At 67.3% G+C, this 24,910-nt stretch carries 25 protein-coding genes; 9 read left to right on the forward strand and 16 right to left on the reverse strand.

The genetic code is table 11. From position 1 onward, the window contains the following. Positions 1 to 376: 376 nt before the first annotated feature. The 3 genes from AB7E35_RS11185 to AB7E35_RS11195 all read right to left on the reverse strand — a co-directional run bounded on the left by AB7E35_RS11185 (position 377) and on the right by AB7E35_RS11195 (position 2,135). Positions 377 to 964 (reverse strand): cob(I)yrinic acid a,c-diamide adenosyltransferase, encoded by a 588-nt coding sequence (locus tag AB7E35_RS11185; protein WP_428167574.1) that lies wholly within the window; start codon positions 962 to 964, stop codon positions 377 to 379. Positions 965 to 1,096: 132 nt separating this feature from the next. Further along, positions 1,097 to 1,555 carry a DUF2752 domain-containing protein gene (locus AB7E35_RS11190; protein WP_428167575.1) on the reverse strand — a complete coding sequence of 153 codons (459 nt, stop codon included), beginning with the start codon at positions 1,553 to 1,555 and terminating at the stop codon, positions 1,097 to 1,099. Beyond that, a complete protein-coding gene (locus AB7E35_RS11195; RefSeq protein ID WP_428167576.1) occupies positions 1,548 to 2,135 on the reverse strand; it encodes a hypothetical protein in 588 nt (195 codons plus the stop codon). Before AB7E35_RS11195 ends, AB7E35_RS11190 begins: the two co-directional genes overlap by 8 nt. A 156-nt stretch (positions 2,136 to 2,291) precedes the next feature. Here AB7E35_RS11195 and AB7E35_RS11200 point away from each other — a divergent pair, with 156 nt between their 5' ends. Then, positions 2,292 to 3,698 (forward strand): FAD-binding oxidoreductase, encoded by a 1,407-nt coding sequence (locus AB7E35_RS11200; protein WP_428167584.1) that lies wholly within the window; start codon positions 2,292 to 2,294, stop codon positions 3,696 to 3,698. Positions 3,699 to 3,797: 99 nt separating this feature from the next. Then, on the forward strand, positions 3,798 to 4,103 hold the full coding sequence (locus AB7E35_RS11205; RefSeq protein WP_428167577.1) for a hypothetical protein: 306 nt from the start codon (positions 3,798 to 3,800) through the stop codon (positions 4,101 to 4,103). 99 nt (positions 4,104 to 4,202) lie between these two features. Here the strand turns inward: AB7E35_RS11205 and wrbA are convergent, their stop codons facing one another. Then, positions 4,203 to 4,805 carry an NAD(P)H:quinone oxidoreductase gene (gene wrbA / locus AB7E35_RS11210; RefSeq protein WP_428167578.1) on the reverse strand — a complete coding sequence of 201 codons (603 nt, stop codon included), beginning with the start codon at positions 4,803 to 4,805 and terminating at the stop codon, positions 4,203 to 4,205. Positions 4,806 to 5,040: 235 nt separating this feature from the next. Between wrbA and AB7E35_RS11215 the strand changes: the two genes are divergently transcribed. Next, a complete protein-coding gene (locus tag AB7E35_RS11215) occupies positions 5,041 to 5,859 on the forward strand; it encodes a hypothetical protein (RefSeq protein ID WP_428163547.1) in 819 nt (272 codons plus the stop codon). Between the two features lie 92 nt (positions 5,860 to 5,951). Here AB7E35_RS11215 and AB7E35_RS11220 read toward each other — a convergent pair whose 3' ends face one another. From AB7E35_RS11220 to mnmG, 8 genes are all read right to left on the reverse strand, one after another. Then, positions 5,952 to 7,193, reverse strand: coding sequence for an MFS transporter (locus AB7E35_RS11220; RefSeq protein ID WP_428167579.1), 1,242 nt, complete (start codon positions 7,191 to 7,193; stop codon positions 5,952 to 5,954). A gap of 393 nt (positions 7,194 to 7,586) precedes the next feature. Then, positions 7,587 to 8,624, reverse strand: a complete 1,038-nt coding sequence (locus tag AB7E35_RS11225) for a peptidoglycan-binding protein (RefSeq protein ID WP_428163545.1) — start codon at positions 8,622 to 8,624, stop codon at positions 7,587 to 7,589. Positions 8,625 to 8,861: 237 nt separating this feature from the next. Continuing rightward, positions 8,862 to 9,857, reverse strand: coding sequence for a ParB/RepB/Spo0J family partition protein (locus AB7E35_RS11230; RefSeq protein WP_428163544.1), 996 nt, complete (start codon positions 9,855 to 9,857; stop codon positions 8,862 to 8,864). Positions 9,858 to 9,863: 6 nt separating this feature from the next. Then, the gene (locus tag AB7E35_RS11235) at positions 9,864 to 10,406 is read right to left on the reverse strand and encodes an RBBP9/YdeN family alpha/beta hydrolase (RefSeq protein WP_428163543.1); all 543 of its coding nucleotides are present in this window, start codon (positions 10,404 to 10,406) and stop codon (positions 9,864 to 9,866) included. A 54-nt stretch (positions 10,407 to 10,460) separates the two neighbouring features. Then, the gene (locus AB7E35_RS11240; protein ID WP_428163542.1) at positions 10,461 to 11,273 is read right to left on the reverse strand and encodes a ParA family protein; all 813 of its coding nucleotides are present in this window, start codon (positions 11,271 to 11,273) and stop codon (positions 10,461 to 10,463) included. A gap of 16 nt (positions 11,274 to 11,289) precedes the next feature. Then, positions 11,290 to 11,904 (reverse strand): LysE family transporter, encoded by a 615-nt coding sequence (locus AB7E35_RS11245; protein ID WP_428163541.1) that lies wholly within the window; start codon positions 11,902 to 11,904, stop codon positions 11,290 to 11,292. 37 nt (positions 11,905 to 11,941) lie between these two features. Further along, a complete protein-coding gene (rsmG, locus tag AB7E35_RS11250) occupies positions 11,942 to 12,613 on the reverse strand; it encodes a 16S rRNA (guanine(527)-N(7))-methyltransferase RsmG (RefSeq protein ID WP_428163540.1) in 672 nt (223 codons plus the stop codon). Further along, on the reverse strand, positions 12,610 to 14,619 hold the full coding sequence (gene mnmG / locus AB7E35_RS11255) for a tRNA uridine-5-carboxymethylaminomethyl(34) synthesis enzyme MnmG (RefSeq protein WP_428163539.1): 2,010 nt from the start codon (positions 14,617 to 14,619) through the stop codon (positions 12,610 to 12,612). The genes rsmG and mnmG overlap by 4 nt, the downstream gene beginning before the upstream one ends. A gap of 228 nt (positions 14,620 to 14,847) precedes the next feature. Between mnmG and AB7E35_RS11260 the strand changes: the two genes are divergently transcribed. From AB7E35_RS11260 to AB7E35_RS11275, 4 genes are all read left to right on the forward strand, one after another. Continuing rightward, positions 14,848 to 15,432 (forward strand): NADPH-dependent FMN reductase, encoded by a 585-nt coding sequence (locus AB7E35_RS11260; protein WP_428163538.1) that lies wholly within the window; start codon positions 14,848 to 14,850, stop codon positions 15,430 to 15,432. Between the two features lie 65 nt (positions 15,433 to 15,497). Further along, a complete protein-coding gene (locus AB7E35_RS11265; RefSeq protein ID WP_428163537.1) occupies positions 15,498 to 15,755 on the forward strand; it encodes a YkgJ family cysteine cluster protein in 258 nt (85 codons plus the stop codon). A 98-nt stretch (positions 15,756 to 15,853) separates the two neighbouring features. After that, positions 15,854 to 16,462: a glutathione transferase GstA gene (gene gstA, locus AB7E35_RS11270; RefSeq protein WP_428163536.1), complete on the forward strand. Its 609-nt coding sequence runs from the start codon at positions 15,854 to 15,856 to the stop codon at positions 16,460 to 16,462. A 96-nt stretch (positions 16,463 to 16,558) separates the two neighbouring features. After that, on the forward strand, positions 16,559 to 17,683 hold the full coding sequence (locus AB7E35_RS11275; RefSeq protein ID WP_428163535.1) for an alkene reductase: 1,125 nt from the start codon (positions 16,559 to 16,561) through the stop codon (positions 17,681 to 17,683). A gap of 75 nt (positions 17,684 to 17,758) precedes the next feature. On the opposite strand, the gene AB7E35_RS11280 is transcribed toward AB7E35_RS11275, so the two are convergent. Both AB7E35_RS11280 and AB7E35_RS11285 read right to left on the reverse strand, forming a co-directional pair. Continuing rightward, complete coding sequence (locus AB7E35_RS11280; RefSeq protein ID WP_428163534.1) at positions 17,759 to 19,420, reverse strand: methyl-accepting chemotaxis protein; 1,662 nt, start codon at positions 19,418 to 19,420, stop codon at positions 17,759 to 17,761. A 200-nt stretch (positions 19,421 to 19,620) separates the two neighbouring features. After that, on the reverse strand, positions 19,621 to 21,984 hold the full coding sequence (locus AB7E35_RS11285; protein WP_428167580.1) for a heavy metal translocating P-type ATPase: 2,364 nt from the start codon (positions 21,982 to 21,984) through the stop codon (positions 19,621 to 19,623). A gap of 192 nt (positions 21,985 to 22,176) precedes the next feature. Here AB7E35_RS11285 and AB7E35_RS11290 point away from each other — a divergent pair, with 192 nt between their 5' ends. Then, positions 22,177 to 22,374: a heavy-metal-associated domain-containing protein gene (locus AB7E35_RS11290; RefSeq protein WP_428163532.1), complete on the forward strand. Its 198-nt coding sequence runs from the start codon at positions 22,177 to 22,179 to the stop codon at positions 22,372 to 22,374. After that, on the forward strand, positions 22,371 to 22,865 hold the full coding sequence (gene cueR, locus AB7E35_RS11295) for a Cu(I)-responsive transcriptional regulator (protein WP_428163531.1): 495 nt from the start codon (positions 22,371 to 22,373) through the stop codon (positions 22,863 to 22,865). Before AB7E35_RS11290 ends, cueR begins: the two co-directional genes overlap by 4 nt. 86 nt (positions 22,866 to 22,951) lie before the next feature. Here the strand turns inward: cueR and AB7E35_RS11300 are convergent, their stop codons facing one another. Both AB7E35_RS11300 and AB7E35_RS11305 read right to left on the reverse strand, forming a co-directional pair. Continuing rightward, positions 22,952 to 23,203: a DUF3297 family protein gene (locus AB7E35_RS11300; RefSeq protein ID WP_428163530.1), complete on the reverse strand. Its 252-nt coding sequence runs from the start codon at positions 23,201 to 23,203 to the stop codon at positions 22,952 to 22,954. A 423-nt stretch (positions 23,204 to 23,626) separates the two neighbouring features. After that, positions 23,627 to 24,880, reverse strand: coding sequence for a nucleoside recognition domain-containing protein (locus AB7E35_RS11305; protein WP_428163529.1), 1,254 nt, complete (start codon positions 24,878 to 24,880; stop codon positions 23,627 to 23,629). Between the last annotated feature and the right edge of the window lie 30 nt (positions 24,881 to 24,910).

Below are 24,910 nucleotides of genomic sequence, written 5' to 3' on the forward strand. Positions count from 1 at the left end.
CTTCGGGGACGTCCAACCCTGCGCAGGCAGGCTTGGAGCCGCGCCCCTCAGCCCCTTCTCTCTACGCGCTGCGCGCTCCGGGAAGGGGGACGCAGCCCTCGCTGCGGGGCGGCCCTTGCTTGGCTGCCCTCTTTTGGGGCGCGCCAGTTTCAAACCGTTATGCCTGATTGACGGCTTGGCTCAGGCTCCTTCCCCCATGGGGGAAGGCGGGGATGGGGCTCGGCTCGTGCGCCCCAAATGGTTTTTGAGGTGCACAAGGCAGGCTCCCACCCCAAGCCTCCCCCAGCAGGGGAAGTAGCGAGAAAGCGGTCTGAAGCATGTCGCTAATCAGACCGCTATTGGCTTTGACGCTTGCCTAGAGTCCGCTGGCAGCTATCTATTCAGTAGCAGCATTGGCACCACCAGTCGCCTGCTGCGCCAGCCGCTCGCTCTTCCAGTACACATCGTCACCGCCATTCATGCGGTTGAGCACGCGCGCCAGCACGAACAGCAGGTCCGACAGGCGGTTGAGGTACTGGCGCGGCGCGGCTCGCATGGCCTCGTGCTCTTGCAGGGCGACGACGGCGCGCTCGGCGCGGCGGGCCACGGTGCGGCACACATGGGCCTGGGCGGCGGCGCGGGTGCCGGCGGGCAAGATGAACTCCTGCAGGCGCGGCAGCTGCGCGTTGTAGTGGTCCAGGGCGTTGTCCAGCTGCAGCAGCGCATCGTCCTTCAGCAGCGCAAAGCCGGGGATGGACAGCTCGCCCCCCAGATTGAACAGCTGGTGCTGCACATCGACGAGCAGGTCGCGCACGTCCGCCGGCAGGGGCTCGCACAGCAGCAGGCCGATGTGGCTGTTGAGCTCGTCCACGTCGCCCATGGCATGCGGGCGGCTGCTGTTTTTGGATACGCGGCTGTTGTCCCCCAGGCCCGTGGTGCCGTCGTCGCCGGTGCGGGTGGCGATCTGTGTCAGTCTGTTTGCCATGCGGCGATTACTCCTCGGTCGATGCAGGGCGCCGATTGTGCGGGACTCCTGCACGGGCCGTCGCACCCGCAGCGCAAAGCCCCATGACCCGCGGCGCCGCACCCGGTTGGCCGCCCTGGATAGCCGGGCGCGTTACACCGCACCCGCCAGGCGCGCCGCCCATGACAGCAGCAGCCCGCCGCCCACCGCGCCCGCAACCGCCGGGTGCGCCCAGGGCCAGCGCCGGGGCCGGCGCCGCCCCACGCCGCCTTCCGCCAGCGCCTGCGCGGCCAGCACCAGCAGCCAAAGCAACAGCCCCACGGCACCCGGATTGAACGCCCAGGCACCCGCCCAGTCGCCCTGCACCAGGGCCGCGCAGGCGTGGGTGCCGCCGCACAGCGGGCAGGGCCAGCCGGTAAGCGCCCGAAAGCCGCAGCCGATGCCCACGCCCTGCTGCAGCCACAGCGGCGTGGCAGCCATGGCCAGCGGCAAGGCCAGGCCCAGGCCCAGCCGCTGCAGGCGCTCGTGGCGCGCCAGCGGTGTCCAGGCGGCAAAACGCCCGGTGCGCGCGGGCGCCCCGTCATGCATGGGCGCGGTCGCCGCTTCAGGCACGGGGCAGTGCAACGGGCTCATCAGAAGCAGGCCCATCGCCCAGCAGCTGGCGCGCCATGTAGTACGAGCCGATCACGGAAATGGGCAAGGTCAGCAGCGCGCCCACCCAGCACAGCAAAAAGCCCAGCGAGCCCACGATGCCCAGCACCAGCGCGCAGACAAACGCAGGGCCCAGGTTTTGCGTGACGGTGCGCCACGCCTGGTTGAAGGCGGCCACGCCGTCGCGCTCGCCGCGCGCCACCAGGTACAGGGCCACCGAGGGCAGCGCCATGATCAGCAGCCCCGGAATGACGCACAGGAAAAAACCCACCGACAGCACCAGGCTGCTGATCAGCCAGGCCACAAAGGCCGGCACAAAGTCGTCAAAGCCGCGGAACACATCGCCGATCTGCACTGCCTCGCCACGGCCCTCGCGCTCGATCATGCGCATGTAGCCCACCAGCATCGGGCCCGCCAGCAGGCCGCCGCTGATGCCACTGACCACCATCACCAGCGCCGTGCACACCACGTGGGTGACGGCATTTTTCTTGAACAGATCCCACGCGCCCGACAGGCAGGCGCCCACGCTGACTGAAGCCATGAAAAATCCCTTCCTCAAAGTAAAGTGTCGGGCCAGTTTATCCAGCGGCACACCGTCAAAAATGACAGTGCATCCGCCCGTTTCTTGCCCTTTTTTTACCCTTTTCCCCGGAGCCCCCGCGTGAACACCGCCCACCCGATCACCCGCCCCCACGACATGCCGGCCGACACGCCACGCAACGTGCCGCCCGCGCTGCAGGCCGCGCTGCAGTCGCGCTTTGGCGCGCAATGCTCCACCGCCGCGGCCGTGCGCGAGCAGCATGGGCGCGACGAGGGCTCGATCAGCGCGCCGCCGCCTGATGCCGTGGTGTTTGCCCACAGCACGCAAGACGTGCAGGACGCCGTGCGCCTGGCCGCGCAGCATGCCGTGCCGGTGATCGCCTATGGCGCGGGCTCGTCGCTGGAGGGCCACCTGCTGGCCGTGCAGGGCGGCATCAGCATCGACATGGGCCGCATGAACCGCGTGCTGAGCGTGGATGCGGACGACCTCACCGTCACCGTGCAGCCGGGCATCACCCGCAAGCAACTCAATGAGGCCATCAAGGACACCGGCCTGTTCTTTCCCATCGACCCCGGCGCCGACGCCAGCATTGGCGGCATGACCGCCACGCGCGCCAGCGGCACCAACGCGGTGCGCTACGGCACCATGCGCGAGAACGTGCTGGCGCTGCAGGTGGTCACCGCCAGCGGCGAAGTGATCCGCACCGGCACCCGCGCCAAGAAAAGCAGCGCCGGCTACGACCTGACGCGGCTGATGGTGGGCAGCGAGGGCACGCTGGGCCTGTTCACCGAAATCACCCTGCGCCTGCACCCGCTGCCCGAGGCGGTGAGCGCGGCCATCTGCTCCTTCCCCAGCATCGAGGCGGCGGTGCGCACCGTGATCCAGACCATCCAGCTGGGCGTGCCCATTGCGCGCGTGGAGCTGATCGACGCCAACGCGGTGCGCATGGTCAACGCGCACAGCAAGCTGGGCCTGCGCGAAGAGCCGCTGCTGCTGATGGAGTTTCACGGCTCGCCCGCCGGCGTGCATGAGCAGGCGCAGACCGTGCAGGCCATCGCCAGCGAATGGGGCGCGAAACGGGAAAATGGGGCCTTTGAATGGGCCACCACGCCCGAAGAACGCACGCGCCTGTGGACGGCGCGCCACAACGCCTACTTTGCCGCCGTGCAAAGCCGCCCGGGCTGCAAGGCCATCAGCACCGACACCTGCGTGCCCATCAGCCGCCTGGCCGACTGCCTGCTGGATTCGGTGGCCGAGGCCGACGCCAGCGGCATTCCGTACTTTCTGGTCGGCCATGTGGGCGACGGCAACTTTCACTTCGGCTACCTGATCGACCCCGACAGCCCCGCCGAGCGCGAAACGGCCGAGCAGCTCAACCACCAGCTCGTCGCCCGCGCACTGCGCATGCAAGGCACCTGCACCGGCGAGCACGGCGTGGGCGTGCACAAGATGGGCTTTCTGGTGGACGAGGCCGGCGCAGGCGCGGTGGACATGATGCGCGCCATCAAACGCGCGCTGGACCCGCACAACATCCTGAATCCGGGGAAGATTTTTGCGCTGTGACAGGGCACGCACCGATCGAATCATTGCTTCTAATTTCATAGCTGCCAGCGCAAATAGCACAAGCGCTGGAGCCATTTTTACCCCAACCCACCACACACCATGCCGCCAGTCACCCCCTTGTCTCGCGCCGCGCAGCTGGCCATTGCTGCGCTGGGCCTGTGCGGCCTGGCTGGCGGCTGGCTCATCGTGGCGGGGCGCGGTTTTCATCATGCCCCGCACCGCTACACGCGCGCCACCACCTTTGTGGATGGCGCGCCGGCTGCGCTGATGGCCGCCCTCATGTTCGTGCTGGCGGCGCTGTGCGCGGCTGCCCTGCTGCAACACTGGCGCGCAGCCCGCTGGGCCCAGGTGCTGTGCGGTGCGGCAGTGCTGCTGCCGCCGCTGGCGGTGTTTCTGGCCCGCTGACGCAAGCATCTCGCCGACTGCCCGGCCGTGCCTTCAAGACAGTCCCAACACATACCGCACGGGGCGGGCAGCGCACGCATCCAGGCGGCAGGTGGTCGGTCAACCGCCAAACAGCTTGTTGGCCGTCTCGGCCACCAGGCGGCCCTGGTAGCGGGCGCCGTCCAGCTCGATGGCGCTGGGCTGGCGCTGGCCCTGGCCGCCCGCGATGGTGGTGGCGCCGTAGGGGCTGCCGCCCACCACTTCGTCCAGCGTCATCTGGCCCTGGAAGCTGTAGGGCAGGCCCACGATGACCATGCCGAAGTGCATCAGGTTGGTGATGATGGAAAACAGCGTCACTTCCTGGCCGCCGTGCTGCGTGGCCGTGGAAGTGAAGGCCGCGCCCACCTTGCCGGTCAGGGCGCCGCGTGCCCACAGGCCGCCGGCCTGGTCCAGAAAGCTGCCCATCTGCGACGGCATGCGGCCAAAGCGCGTGGGGGCGCCAACGATGATGGCGTCGTAGCGCTCCAGCTCGGCCACCGTGGCCACGGGAGCGGCCTGGTCCAGCTTGAAGTGCGCGCCCTTGGCGATGTCTGCGGGCACCGTCTCGGGCACGCGCTTGACGTCCACCGTGGCGCCGGCAGAGCGCGCGCCCTCGGCAACGGCTTGCGCCATGGTTTCGATATGGCCATAGGTCGAGTAATACAGAACGAGTACCTTGGACATGGATGTCTCCTTCGGATGACGCTTGTGCAGCCACAAGCAGCGGCAAATGCAGCGCAGGGGGCACTGCCGCGCCATTTTGATGAGTTTCCTGTTTGGCAACAGAGCATTCTGAAAAATGGCGCTCAAGCCGGCCAAAGACAGTCCCCCACCCGGCGCAAAATGACAGGCTTGTGGGTGCCGCGCGCTGCTGTCCGCTTTCACCCCACTCCATCAACGCAATCCTTCAAGACATTTCATGGCGCTCCAGGACTATCTCGGTGAACAGCTGCTGGGGGTGCTGGCCTCCTACCAGGTGCAGGGCATCGTGCACCACATTGGCGTGGTGTACCCGCGGCGCAACAACCAGCTGCAGGTGTTCATCCCCAAGGGCCATGCGCTGGCCGTGGGTTCGCTGGTGACGCTGCACCTGGACAACCGCACGGGCGTGGATGAACTGGACGCAGAGTTGCGCGTGTACCGCACCTCGTACAAGGGGCGGGTGATCAGCGCCGAAGAAAGCTGGGCCACCCTGGAGCCGGTCGAGTTCATGCTGATCCACGGCACGCGCGTGGTGGAGGAGTATCGCGCGCCGGGGTACGCCTTCCCGGTCGATGCGCGCGCGCCCGCGGGCCTGCCGGTCACGCCCCTGCAGCAGCTGCAGCCCGTCGAGGACAAAGACCATCACAACAAGGTGGGCGTGCTCACCACGCTGGCTGCGGGCCAGCCGCACACCACCGTGCTGGCGTTTCTGACATCGCAGGACGACGATGTTTTTCTGATCTCCATGCCCGGCACCTTCAAGTCGCAGGTGCTCAAGCGCGAGGCGCGGTGCTTTTTCACCATCGACGAGCGCGCCAAGTTCACCTTCGAGCAGGCGATCGAGTGGAACTACACCATCCTGGAAACCCGCGCCCACCTGGTGCCGCGCGAGTCGCCCCTGCACGAGCAGATCCGCACCGCCTTCATCCTCAAAAACCCCTGGGAAGCCGCGTTCTTCATGAGCACCGAGCTGGAGATGCTGCACCTGCAGCGCGTGGCGGTGGTGTGCTCGGGCGAGCGCCGCCCCGCCCGCTGAGCGCGGCGGCCCGGCCAGGGCCATCAGTCAGCAACTCATTTATTGATAGCTGCTAGCGCTTGATTGATAAGCGCTGGATGGCAAAAAGACCATTAAACGGCGTAGGCCCTGCGCGCCGCAACACGCGCGCCCACAAAGCCTGCCGACACCACGCTGAGCACCAGCGCCAGGCCCGAGCCGTAGAAGATGCCGGCGTTCATCTGAGCGTCCAGCATGGCGCCGAACACGGGGGCGGCCAGGCAAAAGCCCAGATCCAGCCCCGAATACACCGTGCCGTACACGCGGCCTGTAGCGCCGGGGGGCGCGGCGCTTTTGATGAGCATGTCGCGCGACGGGCTGGCCAGCCCCGTGCCCATGCCCGCCAGCGCGGTGGCCGCCAGCGCTGCCATGCCCGGCAGCGCGCCCGAGCCCACCAGCGCCAGCAGCGCGGCCGAGGCCAGCAGGCAGATGCTGATGGTCTTTTCCAGCCGCACCACGCGGCCCACCAGAAAGCCGCCGATCACCATGCCCGCCGCGCCGCACAGCATGTAGCCGGTGACCACCATCGCGGTGAGCGACAGCGGCAGGTCGTACAGGCGTTGCAGCGACGGACCGGCAAAGCTCTGGATGGCGCTGAGCGAGCAGGTGCTCCAGAAAAAGAACGAGAAGCACAGCCACACGGACGGCAGCTTGAGAAAGGCCATCGGGTGCTCCTGCACCGCGGCGGCACTGGCCGTGCCCCTGGCCGGCGCGTGCGCCCAGCTGCCTTGGCGGTCGTCCAGCGCATCACGGTTCCAGACCATGATGGCCAGCACCGCCAGCGCCAGCAGGCCGCCGCACAGGCAGGCCATGCGCCATGAACCCGTAACCGAGGTGATACCCGCCATGAACACCGGCGCCGCGGCCCAGCCCAGGTTGCCGCTGATGCCGTGAACCGAGAAGCCATGGCCCAGCCGCGCGGGCGACACGCGCTTGTTGAGGATGGTGAAGTCCACGGGGTGGAACGGTGCATTGCCCAGCCCCGCCAGCACAGAGGCCACGACCAGACCGACGTAGCCGCTGGCACTGGCCGCGGCAAAACCCGCCAGAGCACAGCTGGTCAGCGCCACAAACAGCACCGGCCGCGCGCCCACCCGATCCACCAGAAAGCCCGACAGCGCCTGGCCCACGCCCGACACCACGAAGAACACCGAGACCAGCAGCCCCAGCTCGGAGTAGCTGAAGCCGAACTCGGCAATCAGAAACGGAAACAGCGGCGGCAGCAGCAGGTGAAAAAAGTGCGAAGAGCCATGCGCCAGTCCAATCAGGCCGATGGTGCGCGCATCCTGGCGCAGGGTGGGGGTTGCGGTTGTCATGGGCGTGATCTTATTGATTTGGGGTGCCGCAGGCAGGCACCACGTTTTATTCAAACCGTTTCAGTCACGCCCTGGCGGCAATACCAATAACTTGTGGCTGCTGGGCGGCCTGTGGCGGCGCACGGGGCTCCGCGCCGCACCGGGGTGGGGGGTGACGCTACCGCGCCAGCCCCGACGCGCCCACTGCACACCGTCATTGCGGCGAAGGAGGCAATCCACCGCAGTGATGGGCCGGCAGCCATGGGGCATGACCCTCGGCCGCCGGATTGGACTGGTGTGACGTTTCTGCGCGGGGGTGACACCGGTAGTTGCTCTGGCCTGCACGATCCGCAACAGCGCAGGCGAAAGCGCCTGCGCCCGTCACGGCGCAGGCGGCCTCTGTACGGGCCGGGCTTACTGCGCCGACAGCGCCTGCGAGGTGGCGCGGTCCAGACGGCCAGTCTGCGGCAGACCCTGGTCTTTCTGGAAGGTACGCAGCGCGTTTTGCGTGGCGCGGCCCATGGCGCCGTCGGGCGTGCCAGCGCTGTAGCCCAGGTCGTTGAGCTTTTGCTGCGCGGCCTTCAACGGCATCAGCGCGCCTGCACGGGCACCGGGTGCCGATGTCTGTGACGGCGCAGCGCCGCCGTCCACCCCCAGGCGACCGCCGCCGCCCAGGCCCTGGCCCTTGACGGTCTGGGCGCGGTAGTTGCGCAGCGACTTGACCATCTGGTTGTAGGCGTCCATGAAGGCCGATGCAATCACCTTGCCTTCAGCAGTCTTGGTGTAGCCGCCCAGCGCGCCGCCTGCGGCGCCGCCGAGCAGCGTGCCCATGCCGCCCCAGTCGGTCTTGGATGCGCTGCCCTCGGAGGCGGACACCTGCACGCCCGAGCGGTTGTCCACCAGGGTCAGCATCACGGATGCCTCGCGCGTCTTGGTGGCAGCCGCCAGCGCACCAAAGATGCCGCCCGCACGCCCGCCAATGGCACCGCCCATGCCGCCCGCGTCGTTCTGGTTGAAGATCACCTCAGGCGACAGGCCGTAGTCGGATGCCACCATCTGCCCCCCGCCCATGTTGCTGCCGCCGCGCATCTCGCCAGACTGCATCAAGGCGCGCTCGCGGGTCATGGCGTTCATGCCGGCCGCGCTGCGCTCGACCACCACGAAGCAGTTGGACTGCTGGATCATCAGACGCAACAACTGCGCGGTGGGCGGCAGGCGGTATTGCTGGGTCAGGATGGTGTACCAGCCGGCGGTCTGGTTCTCGACCAGCGAGACGGTGCCCAGCGGCGAGTCACAGCGCTCCAGCTCGGTGTTGGCGTTCTCGGCATTGGCGCCACCAGCCGCGCCGGTGGCCGCGGTCTTGGCCTCGGGCGAGCCCATGCGCATGTCGGTGGTGACGCAGCCGCTCAGCGCCAGCGCCGCCAGCGCGGTCACGGCAAGTTGCTTTTTCATGATGAGTCCTCTCTGTGTGGGGTTATGCAAAGTGTTGCCGTCTTGTCGCGCGGTAGCCCACGTCAGCAGCACGGGTGCCTGCGGCCTGGGTGGCCCGCCCGGTAGCCAGATGGTTTTCAGGCCATCCGGCAGCTTGGAAGTAAAACACCGCGCTCGTGCAACGGGCGACGGGCGACGGGCGACGGGCGACGGGCGGAATATAGCGCCACGCTAAGAAGTTGGGCAGCAGTTTGCACGCTAGCGAGGTGATTCGCCGCGCAGGCGTTCGATCAGGCCGTTGAGTGCGTCCAGCGATCCAAACTGAATGGCCAGCTCGCCCATCTCTTCGATGCGGCCGGCGCGCTTGACGCGCTTTTTGACGCGCACTTCCACCTCGGCCATGAGCAGGTCCGACAGCTCTTCTTCCACGCGCTTGAGGTCGCGCGACTTGTCTTTCTGGGGTTTTTGCGGCGTCAGGGCAAATTCTGCGCCCAGCTTCTTGACCAGGCTTTCGGCCTCGCGCACCGACAGCTTTTTGGCCGCGATCTGGTTGCCCGCGGTGATCTGGGCCGCGCGGTCCAGCGCCAGCAGCGCGCGCGCGTGGCCCATGTCGATGTCGCCGGCCATCAGCATGGTCTGCACCGGCTCGGCCAGGTTGAGCAGGCGCAGCAGGTTGCTGGCCGCGCTGCGCGAGCGGCCCACGGCCTGCGCGGCCTGTTCGTGCGTCAGGCCGAATTCTTTGACCAGGCGCTGCAGGCCCTGCGCTTCTTCCAGCGGGTTGAGGTCTTCGCGCTGGATGTTTTCGATCAGCGCCATGGCGGCGGCGGCCTCGTCGGGCACGTCGCGCACCAGCACCGGCACGGCGTCCAGCCCCGCCAGGCGCGAGGCGCGAAAACGCCGCTCGCCGGCAATGATTTCGTACAGGGGCCCGTCCGGACTCAGCGGGCCCAGCGCGGGCGACGGCCCCTGCTCTGCACGCTGCTGGCGGCGCAGCAGGGCCTGCTCGTCGCTCAGGCGCCGCACCAGGATGGGCTGCATGATGCCCTGCGCCTTGATGCTTTCAGCCAGCTCGTACAGCGCGCCCTCGTCCATGCGGGTGCGCGGCTGGTAGGCGCCGGGCACCAGTTCGCTCAGGGGCAACTGGCTGGGCAGGCCGTCTTGCAGGGCGTGCGCCTGCTCGCCCACCTCGGCCACTTTGGGGCCCAGCAGGGCTTCCAGTCCGCGGCCGAGGCCCTTGGGTTTTTTGGTGACCATGTGTTTTCAGTCCTTGTTCATCAATGCGCCCAGCAGCGCATGGCCTTCGGGCCAGTCGCCCAGGCCGGATTCGGCGTTGATGTGGCCTTTGTGGCCACCGTCCACGAAGCGCGCGCCCCAGTCCCGCGCCAAGCCTTCGGCGCTCTCGCGGCTGCAATACGGGTCGTTGCGGCTGCCCACCAGCACGGCCGGAAACGGCAGGCGCTGGCGCGCGATGGGTGCCCAGCCACGAATATGCGCGGCCACCTCGGGCCGCTGCACATCACCGGGCGCCACCAGCAGGGCACCGTGGACCTTGGCGGTGTGGCGCGAGTGGGCCGCCCACCACGCGGCGAGGATGCAGCCCAGGCTGTGCGCCACCAGCACCACGGGGCCGTCGGCATCGACCACCACTTCTTCCAGCCGCGCCGACCAGTCGCCGCGCAGCGGGCGCATCCAGTCGTGCTGCTGCACACGCTGGTAGCCGTGGCGCTGCTCCCACAGGCTTTGCCAGTGGCCGGGGCCGGAGTTCTGCCAGCCGGGCAGCAGCAGGATGTTGGAGGACTTCATGGCGGGTGTTGACGGCCAATTGCTACTAATCTGATAGCTGTCAGCGCTTTACTATCAAGCGCTGGAAACCATTTTGGCTATGGAAGCAGCGGGCGCCGGCATGGTTTTCACCCGCTCCACCATCTCTTGCGCAAATTCGACAAAGGCCTGGCTGCCCTTGGCCGAAGGATCGAACACCACGCCAGGCAAGCCGTAGCTGGGCGCCTCCGCCAGGCGCACGTTGCGAGGAATGACGCTGTTGAACACCTTGTCGCCAAAGTGGCCCTTGAGCTGTTCGCTAACCTGGTTTTGCAGCGTGATGCGCGGGTCGAACATCACGCGCAGCAGACCGATGATCTGCAGGTCGGCATTGAGGTTGGCGTGCACCTGCTTGATGGTGTTGACCAGATCGGTCAGGCCTTCTAGCGCAAAGTATTCGCACTGCATGGGCACGACCACGCCATGTGCCGCGCACAAGCCATTGAGGGTGAGCATGCTCAGACTGGGCGGGCAATCGACCAGCACGAAGTCGTAGTCGGCATCGACCGCGGCCAGGGCGGCTTTCAGGCGGCGCTCGCGGTGCTCCAGCGTCACCAGCTCCACCTCGGCGCCGGCCAGCTCGCGGTTGGCGCCCAGTACCCAGTAGCCGCACTGCTCGGACAGTACGGCGGCCTCTTTGACGCTGGCCTCTTCTAGCAGCACGTCGTACACCGAAAGCGCAAGCTGGCGTTTGTCCACGCCCGAGCCCATGGTGGCATTGCCCTGCGGGTCCAGATCGACCATCAGCACGCGCTGGCCTATGGTGGCCAGGCCCGCAGCCAGATTGACGGTGGTGGTGGTTTTGCCGACTCCACCTTTTTGATTGGCAATGCAAAAAATTTTGGCCATGCGCCGCTATTCACTGTTACTTGGAAATGGCCAGCTTGACGCCGAAGCCGATGAGGAACACCCCTGCCGTTTTCTCCAGCGCGCGCGCCACCGTGGGGTTGGCGCGCATGCGCTCGGCCAGAAAGTGCGTGAGCAGCACCACGACCAGGCAGTACAGGAAGGTGAGCGTGGCAATGGTCGCCGCCATGGCCGCGAAGGTGATCATCCCGCGGTGCGTGACCGGGTTGACGAACAACGGAAAGAACGCCATGTAAAACACGATGGCCTTGGGGTTGAGCAGTGTGATGACGGCCGCCTGCCGAAAGTACTGGCGCGGCGCGATGTGCAGCACCGGCGCGTCGCCAGGTTTGGCTGCAAGCATCTTGAAGCCCATCCAGCCCAGATAGAGCGCACCCAGCCACTGCACCGCAGAAAAGGCCGCCGGATAGGCGGCCAGCAGGCCAGCCACACCGGCCACCGCGGCCCACATGAGCACCTGGTCGGCGGCAATCACACCCAGGCAGGCAGCCATGCCGGCACGCACGCCACCCTTGCCGGTCGAGGTGATGAGCGCCAGGTTGCCCGGCCCGGGAATGGCCAGGAACAACACGATGGCGGCGACGAAGGCGCCGTAATCTGCAATGCCGAACATGGGGAGCGGTTTGCGAAGCCGAAGGGGGTGCCAGAGTTTACGCCACGGGGCGCAGCCAGATGATGCAGCGCTCGGCCTGCAGACCCGGCACGGTAAGTGGTTCCACGTGAAACACGGTCACATCGGCGGGTAGCGCAGCCATTTCTTCGCCCGGGTGCTTGCCCTTCATGGCCAGCCACACGCCATGCGGCGCCAGGGCTTGGCGCGACCACGCGGTGAAGTCGGCCAGCGCGGCAAAGGCACGGCAGCTGACCACGTCGAACGGGCCGCTCAGCGTTTCCACGCGCGCATGGATGCCATGCAAATTGCGCAGCGCCAACGCCGCCGCCGCCTGCTGGATGAAGGCCGCCTTCTTGGCCACGGTGTCCACGCAGCTCACATCCACATCGGGGCAGCAAATGGCGAACACCACGCCAGGCAGGCCGCCGCCCGAGCCAACGTCCAGCAGCCGCACGCCCTGCCCTGCCCCGGGCGCGCCAGCCAGGTAGCGGCGCAGCGGCAGCACGGCCGCCAGGCTGTCGAGCAGGTGATGGGTCAGCATTTCCTGCGGGTCGCGTACTGCCGTCAGGTTGTAAACCTTGTTCCATTTTTGCAGCAGCGCCAGAAAGTCCAGCAGTTGGGCGATCTGCTGCGGCGTCAACTCCAGCCCCAGAGCCTGGATGCCGTCATTCAGCGATTGCGCCAAAGGGGTGTTCAATAGCGCGTTCATGCGGACGCCTCAACGCCGTCCGCCGCCTGCGCGGCAAAGCCTTTGAAGCCGCCCTTTTTCAAGTGCACCATCAGCAACGAAATGGCCGCCGGGGTGACGCCGGAAATGCGCGACGCTTGCCCCAGCGTCTCGGGCCGGTGCGCTTGCAGCTTTTGCCGCACCTCGATCGACAGCGCAGCCACCTGCATGTAGTCCAGGTCATCGGGCAGGCGCAGCTTTTCAAAGTGTGCGGCCCGCTGCACCTCGTCACGCTGGCGGTCGATGTAGCCCGAATACTTGGCAGCAATCTCGACTTGCTCGATCACCGGTGCGCTCAAATCGTCCAGCGTTTCACGTGAAACATCAGGCGACGCGTACTTGCCACCATCCAGCGACATAAGGCTCTCATAGCCCACATCCGGGCGGCGTAGCAACTCGAACAGGTTGTACTCATGCTCAATGCTCTTGCCCAGCACCCGCTCGGACTCTGCCGCCGGCAGGTTGCGCGGATTCACCCAGGTAGCCTTCAGGCGCTCTGTTTCACGTGAAACAGCATCGCGCTTGCGGCTGAATGCCTCCCAGCGCGCATCATCGATCAACCCCATTTTGCGGCCCACCTCGGTCAGACGCATGTCGGCGTTGTCCTCGCGCAGCTGCAGGCGGAACTCGGCCCGGCTGGTGAACATGCGGTAAGGCTCGGTCACGCCCTTGGTGATCAGGTCGTCCACCAGCACGCCCAGATAGGCTTCGTCGCGCCCCGGCAACCAGGCACCCCCGAACCCGTTGGGTTCGCCGTTGATCTCCCGGCATTGCAGCGCGGCGTTGATGCCGGCAAACAGGCCCTGGGCGGCGGCCTCTTCATAGCCCGTGGTGCCGTTGATCTGGCCCGCGAAGAACAAGCCCTGGATCTGGCGCGTCTCAAAGCTGCTCTTGAGCGATCGCGGATCAAAGTAGTCGTATTCAATGGCGTAGCCCGGACGCAGGATGTGCGCATTCTCCAGGCCGCGCATGCTGCGCACCAGGGCGTACTGAATGTCGAACGGCAGGCTGGTGCTGATGCCGTTGGGGTAGAACTCGTGCGTGGTCAGTCCTTCGGGTTCCAGAAAGATCTGGTGGCTTTCCTTGTCGGCAAAGCGGTTGATCTTGTCCTCCACGCTGGGGCAGTAGCGCGGCCCCACGCCTTCGATCTTGCCGGTGAACATGGGGCTGCGGTCAAAGCCGCTGCGGATGATGTCATGCGTGCGCGCATTGGTGTGCGTGATCCAGCACGGCACCTGGCGCGGGTGCATGGCCGCGCTGCCCATGAAGCTGAACACGGGCACGGCACCCTCGTTCACGCCGCCGGGCATGCCGTCGCCGGGTTGCTCCTCGCACTGGCTGAAGTCGATGCTGCGCCCATCGATGCGCGGCGGGGTGCCGGTCTTCAGGCGCCCCTGCGGCAGTTGCAATTCTTTGAGGCGCGCCGACAGGCTCACCGCCGGCGGGTCGCCCGCGCGGCCGGCCGCGTAGTTGTTCAGACCCACATGGATCTTGCCGTCCAGAAACGTACCCGCCGTCAGCACCACGGTGCGGCTGCGAAAGCGGATACCCACCTGCGTGACGGCGCCGACCACCCGGGCGCCGTCCCCATCGCCCTCCACCATCAGGTCGTCCACCGCCTGCTGGAACAGCCACAGGTTGGGCTGGTTTTCCAGCATGCGGCGGATCGCGGCCTTGTACAGGATGCGGTCGGCCTGCGCGCGCGTGGCCCGCACGGCCGGGCCCTTGCTGCTGTTGAGGATGCGGAACTGAATGCCCGCCTCGTCCGTCGCCAGCGCCATGGCGCCGCCCAGCGCGTCCACCTCCTTGACCAGGTGGCCCTTGCCGATGCCGCCAATGCTGGGGTTGCAGCTCATCTGCCCCAGTGTCTCGATGTTGTGGGTGAGCAGCAAGGTCTTGCAGCCCATGCGCGCCGCGGCCAAGGCGGCCTCGGTGCCGGCATGGCCACCGCCGACGACGATGACATCGAATTCCTGGGGGTACAACATGGTGGGGAGCTCCGGGCCCGGTGCGGCCCTTTTCAATCGGTGAACAAGCCCGGCTTTCACGGCGCCGGCACCGCCCTGCCGTACTGCAGTTGTGCAGTGCCACGGCCACAGGCCACGAACAAAGGCCGCGATTTTCCCACCTTTGCCAAGCCGCTGCGCAGCCCCGGTTGTTTCACGTGAAACCAGACCCCACCTGCCCATCGGCCCGTCTGTGCTTCAATGGCGTGCATGAAGTTCCTCGTCTTCGCGGGCAGCACCCGCCGCCAATCCTTCAACCGCCGCCTGGCCGCCGTGGCAGCACAGATGGGCCGCGACATGGGTGCCCAGGTCACGCTGCTGGAACTGGCCGACTTCGACATCCCGCTCTACAACGCCGACCTGGAAGCCGCCGGCACGCCGCCCGACGTGATCCGGCTGAAAGACATGCTGGATGCCCACCCCGCCTGGGTCATTTGCTCGCCCGAGTACAACGGCAGCTACACCGGCCTGCTCAAAAACACCATCGACTGGGCATCCAGCCCGGTGGCGGGCCACCCGGTGTGGCATGACGCTACACGCCCGTTTGCCGGCAAGGTGGTGGGCATGCTCAGCGCCTCCAACGGCGCGCTGGGCGGGCTTCGCTCGCAAGGTCATCTGGCGCCGCTGCTCGTCAACCTGCAATGCTGGCTGGCGCCGCGCAACTTTGCACTATCCCAGGCAGGCAGTGCCTTTGACGCCCAGGGTCAGCTCATCGACGCGGGCCAGGCCGACCGTGTGCGCGGCGTAGTGGAGCAGGTTCTATGGGCAGCACGGCGGCTGCATGGTGCGCCATGATTTCAGCCAAAACAGCCGCCAGCGCTTGTGTAACAAGCGTCAATAGCTATGATTTTAATAGCAATATGGAATGCCGTGCCGGCTGCGGCGCCTGCTGCACGGCGCCGTCGATTACCTCTCCCATCCCAGGCATGCCGCAGGGCAAGCCCGCCGGCGTGCCCTGTGTGCAACTGGATGCCGATGCTCGCTGCCGCATTTTTGGCCAGCCGGGCCGGCCGGCGGTGTGCGCGTCGCTGCAGCCCAGCACCGCCATGTGCGGCCACAGCCGCGCACAGGCCATGTACTGGCTCACCCGGCTGGAAGAGGCCACCCGCCCGGCGTGACGTCGTGCAAAAACCCCAGCGTGACAGGCGCGCAGGCACAGTCATAGCATTGCGCTTGCAACCGGATTGCCCATCCACCCCCGAAAGGACGAAACCGCATGAAGCTCTACTACTCCCCCGGCGCCTGCTCCCTGTCGCCCCACATCGTGCTGCATGAAGCCGGCCTGGCCTACACCCCGGTGCTGGCCAGCACCAAGAGCCACAAGCTGCAGGACGGCACCGATTTCTACAGCATCAACCCCCTGGGCTATGTGCCGGTGCTGGAGCTGGACGACGGAACGCGCCTGCGCGAGGGCCCGGCCATCGTGCAATACCTGGCCGATCAGGCGCCACACAAAAACCTGGCCCCCGCCAACGGCACGCTGGCACGCTACCGCCTGCAAGAATGGCTGACCTTCATCGGCACCGAGATCCACAAGGGCTTCAGCCCCCTTTTCAAGCCCGGCACGCCCGAGGACTACAAGCCCCAGGTGCGCGAGCAACTGCTCAGCCGTCTGCAATGGGTTGACGGCGAACTGGCCCACAAGTCCTACCTGATGGGCGAGCATTTCAGCGTGGCTGACGCCTACCTGTTTACCGTGACCAACTGGGCGGCCTACGTGCAGCTGGACATCTCCGGCCTGAAAAACCTGGCTGCCTACCGCGAGCGCATCGCCGCCCGTCCCGCCGTGCAGGCCGCCATGAAGGCCGAAGGGCTGCTGAAATAAGCAAACCACCCGCGCTGCTGCGCCGTATCGCCCCGCCCCGGCTGCGCCGGCGTTGCGGGGCGCTGTCTCCTCCCCTTTGCTACGTCTGCCAATTTCATGACCACTCTGTTCGATCCCATCCACGCCGGTGACCTGCACCTGGCCAACCGCATCGCCATGGCGCCGCTGACGCGCAACCGCTCGCCCCAAGCCGTGCCGCAGGACATTACCGCCACCTATTACGCCCAGCGCGCCAGCGCGGGCCTGTTGATCACCGAGGGCACGGCCATCACCCACCAGGGCCAGGGCTATTCCGACGTGCCGGGCCTGTATGGCACCGATCAGCTTGACGGCTGGAAGCGCGTCACCCAGGCGGTGCACGCGCGTGGCGGCAAGATCGTCACCCAGCTGTGGCATGTGGGGCGCGTGTCGCACACCGCCCTGCAGCCCGAGGGCGGCGCGCCCGTGGCGCCGTCGGCCCTGCGCGCGCAGTCGCAAACCTACCTGGTGGATGCGGCCACCGGCCAGGGCGAGTTCGTGCCCACGTCCACGCCGCGCGCGCTGACGGCCGAGGAGCTGCCCGACATCGTCCACGCCTACGCTGCTGCTGCGCGCCACGCCGTGCTGTCGGCGAGCTTTGACGGCGTGGAGATCCACGGCGCCAACGGCTACCTGCTGGATCAGTTCCTCAAGGACGGCGCCAACCAGCGCAAGGACGATTACGGCGGCAGCATTCCCAACCGCGCCCGCCTGATGCTGGAGGTGACGCGTGCCGTGGTGGATGCAATTGGCGGCGCCCGCGTGGGCATTCGTCTGTCGCCGGTCACCCCATCCAATGACATCCACGACAGCCACCCCCAGCCGCTGTTTGAATACCTGGCACGCCATCTGGCGCCGCTGGGCCTGGCCTTCGTCCACGTGATCGAAGGCTCCACGGGCGGCCCGCGCGAGGTCGATGGACGCCCCTTTGACTACGCCGCCTTCAAGAACGCCTACCGCAGCGCGGGCGGGCGCGGCGCCTGGATGGTCAACAACGGCTACGACCGCGACATGGCCCTGGAGGCGGTGGCCAGCGGGCGTGCCGACATGGTGGCCTTTGGCCGTGCCTTCATCTCCAACCCCGACCTGGTGGAGCGTCTGCAGCGCAACGCGCCGCTCAACGCATGGGACCGGACCACCTTCTATGGCGGTGGCGAGCACGGCTACATCGACTACCCCACGCTGGACGAGACGCCCGCCTGAGGCATCGGCCCGGGCAGACGACCCCTTGCTCTGCCTTCTTGTGACCCTGCGGCGCCCCAGCCGCAGCGGCAGCGCTCAGGACAGACCCAGACGGGGCTGGGCGGCCGCCATGTTCAGCGCCGCCGAGGCGCCGCTGGCAGGCATGCGGCGAGCGGCCACCGCGGCGTGCTGGGCGTGGGACAGCTGAAACTGCTGCACCACCTGCGACAGACGCGCGGCCTGGTCGCGCAGAGACTCGGCGGCGGCTGCCGATTGCTCCACCAGCGCGGCGTTTTGCTGCGTCATGCGGTCGATCTCGCCCACCGAGGCGTTGACCGCGCCGATGCCCGACGCCTGCTCGGCAGCGGCAGAGCTGATCTCGCCAATGATGTCGTTCACGCGCTGCACGCTGGTCACGATCTCCTGCATGGCCTTGCCCGCATCTTCCACGTGGCGCACGCCGCCATCGACGGCCTGCACGCTGGAGCTGATCAGGCCCTTGATCTCCTTGGCGGCGCCGGCGCTGCGCTGCGCCAGGCTGCGCACCTCGCTGGCCACCACGGCAAAGCCGCGGCCCTGCTCGCCCGCGCGCGCAGCCTCGACGGCAGCGTTCAGCGCCAGGATGTTGGTCTGGAAGGCAATGCCGTCGATCACGCCGATGATGTCGGCGATCTTGCGGCTGGAGGCCGAAATGTCGTGCATGCTGGCCACCGCCTGCTGCACCACCTGCCCGCCCTGCGTGGCAATGCCCGACGCCGATGCGACCAGCTGATTGGCCACCTGCGATGACGATGCCGTCTGCTGCACCGTCGCGGTGAGCTGTGACAGCGCGGCCACCGCCTCCTGGGCATTGCTGGCGGTTTGCTCGGTGCGGACAGACAAGTCCTGGTTGCCGGTGGCGATTTCCTGACTGGCGCTGGCAATGCTGCCGCTGGCATCGCGCACCTGCGAGACCAGCGCACCCAGGCCATCCTGCATCTCCATGAGGGCGCGCTGCAGATCGGCCACTTCGTCGCGGCCGTGCACCTCGATGCGCTGCGACAGGTCACCCCCGGCGATCGACTGCGCCATCTTGCGGGCCACCTCCAGCGGCCGGCAGATAGACACCATGTTCATCAGCGTCAGCGGCACCACCACCGCCACGGTGAGCAGCACAGCCAGGGCAAACAGCCATTTGGTGTTGGTGGTAATGCTGGCTTGGCGCTCAAGGGCGGCATCCACTTCGGTGAGTATGCGTTTGTCCAGGGCCGCCATTTTTTCGCTGGCGCCCGCAAACTGCTCCACGGCCCTGCCGCTCATCCGGTTGGCCACCGTGGCGGTGTCGTAGCCCCCGGCTTCCAGCTGCCGGGCCACATGGGCAAACTGCTCGCGGTAGGCCACCAGGTGCCTGGACAAATCCTGCACCAGGGCCAGGTCTTCACCCTGCCACAGGTTGCCCAGGGAGTCCGTCACCTTTTTGGTGCGATCCAGCGCCGCCAGCCAGCGATCGTGCGCGGTGCGTACCGACTCGGGCCGCTCATAGTGAATGATCATGTCCTTCTCGTGCTGGCGAATCTCACCCATCTCGCCGCGCAGCTGGCCCAGCAGCTTGACCGCCTCATGCGGCTGCTGGATGAACTCCTGGCTCAAGCCGTGGATGCGAAACATGCCCACCATGCCCGCGCTGCCCAGCAGGCCAAGCAGGCCCAGCACCACCGCGATGGCGCCAATCATGCGCAGCCGAATGGTGAAATTCCGAATGAGTGCGTCAATATTCATCACTGTGTTCCTAGGCTCCTGGGGGTACCCGCTGCGGATGCCGCAATCCAACATGCAACCAAAAGTTGCAGTTTGCCAGACAAAAACGACAAATCGTCTTGGTACATCACCGTAGAAGCCCACACAAAACGGCGATCCGGCGGCTGCGCATTCGCGCGTAGCTGGTGTGTCCGTTGACGGCCCTTTCGGCTCCTTGCGCCCTACCGGCCACGCCAGCGCTTGAGCAGCAGCGCATTCGTCATCACGCTGACCGAGCTCAGCGCCATCGCGGCACCGGCCACCACCGGGCTCAGATAGCCCAGCGCCGCCAGCGGAATGCCCGCCACGTTGTACACAAACGCCCAGAACAGGTTCTGGCGAATCTTGGCCACCGTGCGCCGCGAGATGTCCAGCGCCGCCGCCACCAGCTGCGGGTCGCCGCGCATCAGCGTGATGCCGGCCGCATGCATGGCAACGTCGGTGCCGTTGCCCATGGCCATGCCGACGTCAGCGGCGGCCAGCGCGGGCGCGTCGTTCACGCCGTCGCCCACCATGGCAACCACATGACCCCCACGCTCCGCCGCTGCGCTGGGTCGCTGCCCCCCAAGGGGGCCTTCGCGCCTTGGGGCGGCCCTGCGGCGCTCATCATGCCCTTGCGCCTTCAGCGCATTCACGGCCGCGGCCTTGTCGCCGGGCAGCACTTCGGCCATCACCTCGCCTGCGTCGGGGTCCAGCCCCAAGCGCCTGGCCATGGCCTCGGCTGCGCCGCGGTTGTCGCCCGAGATCATCACGCAGCGCACGCCCTGGGCGCGCAGTTGCGCCAGCGCCTCGCGCGCGCCGGGCTTGGGCTCGTCGCCAAAGGCCAGCAGCGCGCGCGCGGCCAAGCCTTGCGCCGTGCGCTCGGCCACGGCCGACACGGTGGCGCCCTTGGCCTGCAGCGCGGCGGCGCGATCGGCCAGGGCTGTCAAGTCCACGCCCAGCTCCTGCATCCAGCGCAGGCTGCCGACCAGGTAGCTGCGGCCGTCCACCGCGCCTTCGGTGCCGCGCCCGGGCACGGCGCGCACGCCATCGGGCGCAGGCAGGGCCAGCCCGCGCTCCTGGGCGGCGGCCACCACTGCGCGTGCCAGCGGGTGCTCGCTGCCGCTTTGCACCGCGGCCACGGCCTGCAGCAGCGCGGCCTCGTCCGCGCCCGGTTCCACGTGAAACGCCGTCAGCCGCGGACGGCCCACGGTCAGCGTGCCGGTCTTGTCAAAGGCCACGGTCTGCACGCGGTGGGCAGTCTCCAGCGCCTCGGCATCCTTGATGAGAATGCCGTGCCTGGCCGCCACGCCCGTGCCAGCCATGATGGCCGCCGGCGTGGCCAGCCCCAGCGCACAGGGGCAGGCAATCACCAGCACCGCCACGGCGTGGATCAGCGCCGCCTCCACCCCCGCGCCCGCCCACAGCCAGCCCAGCAGAGTGACCAGCGCAATCACCAGCACCACCGGCACGAAGACGGCGGACACCTGGTCCACCAGCCGCTGGATGGGCGCCTTGGCCGACTGCGCATCCTCCACCAGGCGGATGATGCGCGCCAGCACCGTCTCGGCACCCACGGCCGTCACCTGCATCACGATGCGGCCGTCACCGTTGATGGAGCCGCCCGTCAGCGCCCCACCCTCGGGGCCGTCGGCGCTGCGCGCCACCGGCAGCGGCTCGCCGGTCAGCATGGACTCGTCCACCTGCGTGTGCCCTTGCACCACCGTGCCGTCCACGGGGATGCGCTCGCCCGGGCGCACCACCAGCCGGTCGCCGGCCATCACCTCGGCAATCGGCACGTCCACCTCGCCATCGGGGCCGAGCAGGTGGGCCACGTCCGGGCGCAGCGCATGCAGCGCGCGGATGGCCGCGGTGGTCTGGCGCTTGGCCCGCGCCTCCAGCCACTTGCCCAGCAACACCAGCGTGATGACCACGGCCGACGCCTCAAAGTACAGGTGCGGCATGTGCCCTGGGTGGGCCGTGGCCCACAGCCACAGCGACAGGCCGTAACCCGCGCTGGTGCCAATGGCCACCAGCAAATCCATGTTGCCCGTGAGCGCCTTGGCGGCATGCCAGCCCGCCTTGTAAAAACGCGCCCCCAGGATGAACTGCACCGGCGTGGCCAGCACAAACTGCAGCCAGGCCGGCAGCATCCAGTGCCGGCCGAACAGATCCGCCAAAGATCCAGGAATGACGCCAAGCATCATGGGCACCACCAGCGGCGCCGACAGCACCAGCCCCGCCGCCACAGGCGCAAAGCCCGCCCAGGGCGACTGGGCCTGCTCCTCGCCCGCCTCCTGCTCGGCCACGCTGCGCGGCTCGTAGCCGGCGTTGCGCACGGCGCGGCGCGCCAGCGCGTCCATGCCCGCGGCGCTGGCGGCATCAAACACGATGTGCGCGCGCTCGGTCGCCAGGTTCACCGTGGCGTCCTGCACGCCCGGCACCTTGCGCAGCGCGCGCTCTACACGGCCCACGCAGCTGGCGCAGGTCATGCCGGCAATGCCCAGATCCAGCGTGTTCGCCGGGGCATCGCCCGCGGCGGCAGGGGTCACAGAAGCAGAGGTCATGAGAGCCACCTTGGTATCCAGAAAGAGAACATGGGACGCACCTTAAACCCTGACATGATGAAAAGGTCAAGCCCGCAGGCGATGCACCCTGACCGCTTGACTTTGACACCATGTCAGGCTTCATGATGCGGCTGTCGGTCATTCACTGACCTGCACTCCCCCAACCCTCCATTTCTTTCGGAAGGACCCCTCATGCAGTACACATTTCAAGTCCAGGGCATGACCTGCGGCCATTGCGAGCGCGCCGTGGTGCACGCCGTGCGCCAGGTGGATACCGACGCCCTCGTCAAGGTGGATCTGGCCACCGGCCAGGTGGTGGTAGAGAGCGACCAGTCGCGCGAGGCGCTGGCCAACGCCATCCAGGAAGAAGGCTACAAGGTCGCCGCGTGACACCACGCCCGGCCGAGCATCCGGCCACCCACCCGCAAGCCGCCCCCGCGCACGACTGGCCCGTGCCCATCGGCACCGCAGCCCGGCGCGCGGGCGTGTCGGCGCGCATGGTGCGGCATTACGAATCGCTGGGCCTGCTGACCGGCGTGGCGCGCACCGGCGCCGGCTACCGCCAGTACACCGGGGCCGACGTGCACACCCTGCGCTTCATCCGCCGCGCGCGCGACCTGGGTTTTTCGATCGAAGAAATCACCCACCTGCTCAGCCTGTGGCAGGACAAGGCACGCGCCAGCAGCCAGGTCAAGCAGATTGCGCAAAAACACATCGCCAGCCTGAGCGAGCGCATCGCCGCCATGCAGGCCATGCAGCGCAGCCTGCAGGCGCTGGTGCAGTGCTGCCACGGCGACGACCGGCCCGACTGCCCCATTCTGGACGACCTGGCTGCGCAGACGCCCAGCCCGGCCCCGCCGCGAAATCATCAAAAACCATAGCTGCTCGCGTTGATCCGTCAACCGCGACAGCCATTTTTGGTATGCAAGGATGACGCAGCCATCGCAGCGCGTCACTCCTGTACCCATCACTTGTAGAACGCCTCCACGCTGCCCTTGAGCGTGATCAGCAGCGGGCGGCCCTTGCGGTCCAGGGTCTTGCCGGCGGGCACCTTGATCCAGCCTTCGCTCACGCAGTACTCCTCCACGTCAAAGCGCTCCTTGCCGTTGAAGCGGATACCGATATCCGCCGTCTGTTGAAACACGGCCGCCACATGGTGGGGGCTGCGCGGGTCGATGGACAGGCGGTCGGGCAAGGGGATCAGGACGGAATCGGTCACGGCAAGACTCTGTTGAAAACACACGGGCCCGCATTGTCCCGCAATCGTCCGGCTTTCCAGCACTACCGCCGCGCCTGTGGATAAGCCTGCGGAGTGTTCTGGCACAACCAGGCAGTTATGCACAGGCACGGGCTGCGCGCGGTTTTTGTCCCCATTTCGGGTGCAGCAGCCGCCTATCGTCCTCCCCAGGGTTTGACAGCATGGAAGTGCTTGATCTGCAACGCAAAAAACCGCTTACCCACAGCACAGGCGCTGCTCTACTACTACCACTATCTTTAAATAGAAGCTTTAGTGAATAACAGCAGACAGGCGTGGCGCGGGCCGTGGCGGGCCTGAAAAGGACTGATCCGGGGTGGTTCTGCACGGTTTTTGGGCGAAAAAAAAGCCCTGACGGGCTTTTTTTTGAGAAACGAACCGCTGCGGTCAGCGCAGCAAGGCGTAGCCCACGAATAAGGCTGCCAGCAGGCCCACCATGTCAGCCAGCAGGGCGCAGCCCAGGGCGTGGCGGTGGTGCTTGATGCCCACGCTGCCGAAATACACGGCCAGCACGTAGAAAGTGGTTTCTGTCGATCCCTGCATGATGGCGGCCAGGCGCCCCGCAAAAGAGTCCACGCCGTGGGTCTGCATCACGTCGATCATCAAGCCGCGCGCGCCCGCGCCCGACAGCACCTTCATCAACCCGACGGGCAGCGCGGGCAGAAAGTCGGTGTTCCAGCCCAGCGCCGCCACACCCGCGCCAATCACGGCCAGCAGCGCGTCCATGCAGCCCGCTGCGCGAAACACGCCAATGGCCGCCAAAATGGCCACCAGGTAGGGAATGATCTGCACCACCACGCCAAAGCCCTCCTTGGCGCCGTCGATGAAGGCGTCATAGACATTCACGCGGCGCCAGGCCCCGGCCGCCAAAAACAGCGCCACCACGCCCAGAATCACCGCTGCGCCAAAGCCGCCGGCCACCTGCGCGGCGCGATCGGCCGGCAGTTGCGCCAGGCCCGCCACGGCGCCCGCCAGCAGGCCGCCCACGGCCAGCAGGGGCACCAGCAGCCGGGCACGCCAGATCGGCAGGCGCTGCATGAAGGCCACGGCCAGCACGCCCGCCAGCAGCGATGCAAAGGTGACCAGCAGCGTGGGCAGAAAAATATCCGCCGCGTTGAAGCCGCTGCCCAGCCCCTGCTTGACGGCCACGCTCTGGCGTATGGCAATGACCGATGTGGGAATCAGCGTCAGCCCCGCCGTGTTCATCACCACGAACATGATTTGCGCATTGCTGGCCTGGCCCGCGGGCTCGCGGTTGAGGGTCTGCAGCTCCTGCATGGCCTTCAGGCCCAGCGGCGTGGCGGCGTTGTCCAGCCCCAGCAGGTTGGCGCTGATGTTCATGGTCATCGCTCCCTGGGCCGGGTGGCCCGCTGGCACGCCCGGAAACAGCCGCGCCAGCAGCGGCCCGGCCAGGCGCGCCAGCAGCTCGACCATGCCGGCGCGTTCGCCCACGCGCATCAGGCCCAGCCACAGCGCCATGATGCCGGCCAGGCCCAGCGAGATCTCGAAGCCCGAGCGCGCGCCGTCAAACAGCGCCGTCAGCAGCGCCTGAAAAATGCCCGCCTCGCCCAGCAGCCAGCGCGCCACGGCGGTGACAAAGGCCACCAGAAACAAGCCCGTCCAGACGCGGTTGATGGCCATGGATGCAGCGCCTTGCGCCAGATGGATGGG

This window comes from Diaphorobacter sp. (assembly GCF_050251835.1).
Lineage (GTDB): Bacteria > Pseudomonadota > Gammaproteobacteria > Burkholderiales > Burkholderiaceae_C > JBFXIE01.

Bases quoted from the DNA above. Each gene is read 5' to 3' on its own strand.
- AB7E35_RS11185 (WP_428167574.1), bottom strand. From the start codon at position 964: ATGGCAAACAGACTGACACAGATCGCCACCCGCACCGGCGACGACGGC.
- AB7E35_RS11195 (WP_428167576.1), bottom strand. From the start codon at position 2,135: ATGGCTTCAGTCAGCGTGGGCGCCTGCCTGTCGGGCGCGTGGGATCTG.
- AB7E35_RS11200 (WP_428167584.1), top strand. From the start codon at position 2,292: ATGCCGGCCGACACGCCACGCAACGTGCCGCCCGCGCTGCAGGCCGCG.
- AB7E35_RS11205 (WP_428167577.1), top strand. From the start codon at position 3,798: ATGCCGCCAGTCACCCCCTTGTCTCGCGCCGCGCAGCTGGCCATTGCT.
- wrbA (WP_428167578.1), bottom strand. From the start codon at position 4,805: ATGTCCAAGGTACTCGTTCTGTATTACTCGACCTATGGCCATATCGAA.
- AB7E35_RS11215 (WP_428163547.1), top strand. From the start codon at position 5,041: ATGGCGCTCCAGGACTATCTCGGTGAACAGCTGCTGGGGGTGCTGGCC.
- AB7E35_RS11220 (WP_428167579.1), bottom strand. From the start codon at position 7,193: ATGACAACCGCAACCCCCACCCTGCGCCAGGATGCGCGCACCATCGGC.
- AB7E35_RS11225 (WP_428163545.1), bottom strand. From the start codon at position 8,624: ATGAAAAAGCAACTTGCCGTGACCGCGCTGGCGGCGCTGGCGCTGAGC.
- AB7E35_RS11230 (WP_428163544.1), bottom strand. From the start codon at position 9,857: ATGGTCACCAAAAAACCCAAGGGCCTCGGCCGCGGACTGGAAGCCCTG.
- AB7E35_RS11235 (WP_428163543.1), bottom strand. From the start codon at position 10,406: ATGAAGTCCTCCAACATCCTGCTGCTGCCCGGCTGGCAGAACTCCGGC.
- AB7E35_RS11240 (WP_428163542.1), bottom strand. From the start codon at position 11,273: ATGGCCAAAATTTTTTGCATTGCCAATCAAAAAGGTGGAGTCGGCAAA.
- AB7E35_RS11245 (WP_428163541.1), bottom strand. From the start codon at position 11,904: ATGTTCGGCATTGCAGATTACGGCGCCTTCGTCGCCGCCATCGTGTTG.
- rsmG (WP_428163540.1), bottom strand. From the start codon at position 12,613: ATGAACGCGCTATTGAACACCCCTTTGGCGCAATCGCTGAATGACGGC.
- mnmG (WP_428163539.1), bottom strand. From the start codon at position 14,619: ATGTTGTACCCCCAGGAATTCGATGTCATCGTCGTCGGCGGTGGCCAT.
- AB7E35_RS11260 (WP_428163538.1), top strand. From the start codon at position 14,848: ATGAAGTTCCTCGTCTTCGCGGGCAGCACCCGCCGCCAATCCTTCAAC.
- AB7E35_RS11265 (WP_428163537.1), top strand. From the start codon at position 15,498: ATGGAATGCCGTGCCGGCTGCGGCGCCTGCTGCACGGCGCCGTCGATT.
- gstA (WP_428163536.1), top strand. From the start codon at position 15,854: ATGAAGCTCTACTACTCCCCCGGCGCCTGCTCCCTGTCGCCCCACATC.
- AB7E35_RS11275 (WP_428163535.1), top strand. From the start codon at position 16,559: ATGACCACTCTGTTCGATCCCATCCACGCCGGTGACCTGCACCTGGCC.
- AB7E35_RS11280 (WP_428163534.1), bottom strand. From the start codon at position 19,420: ATGAATATTGACGCACTCATTCGGAATTTCACCATTCGGCTGCGCATG.
- AB7E35_RS11285 (WP_428167580.1), bottom strand. From the start codon at position 21,984: ATGACCTCTGCTTCTGTGACCCCTGCCGCCGCGGGCGATGCCCCGGCG.
- AB7E35_RS11290 (WP_428163532.1), top strand. From the start codon at position 22,177: ATGCAGTACACATTTCAAGTCCAGGGCATGACCTGCGGCCATTGCGAG.
- AB7E35_RS11305 (WP_428163529.1), bottom strand. From the start codon at position 24,880: ATGGCCATCAACCGCGTCTGGACGGGCTTGTTTCTGGTGGCCTTTGTC.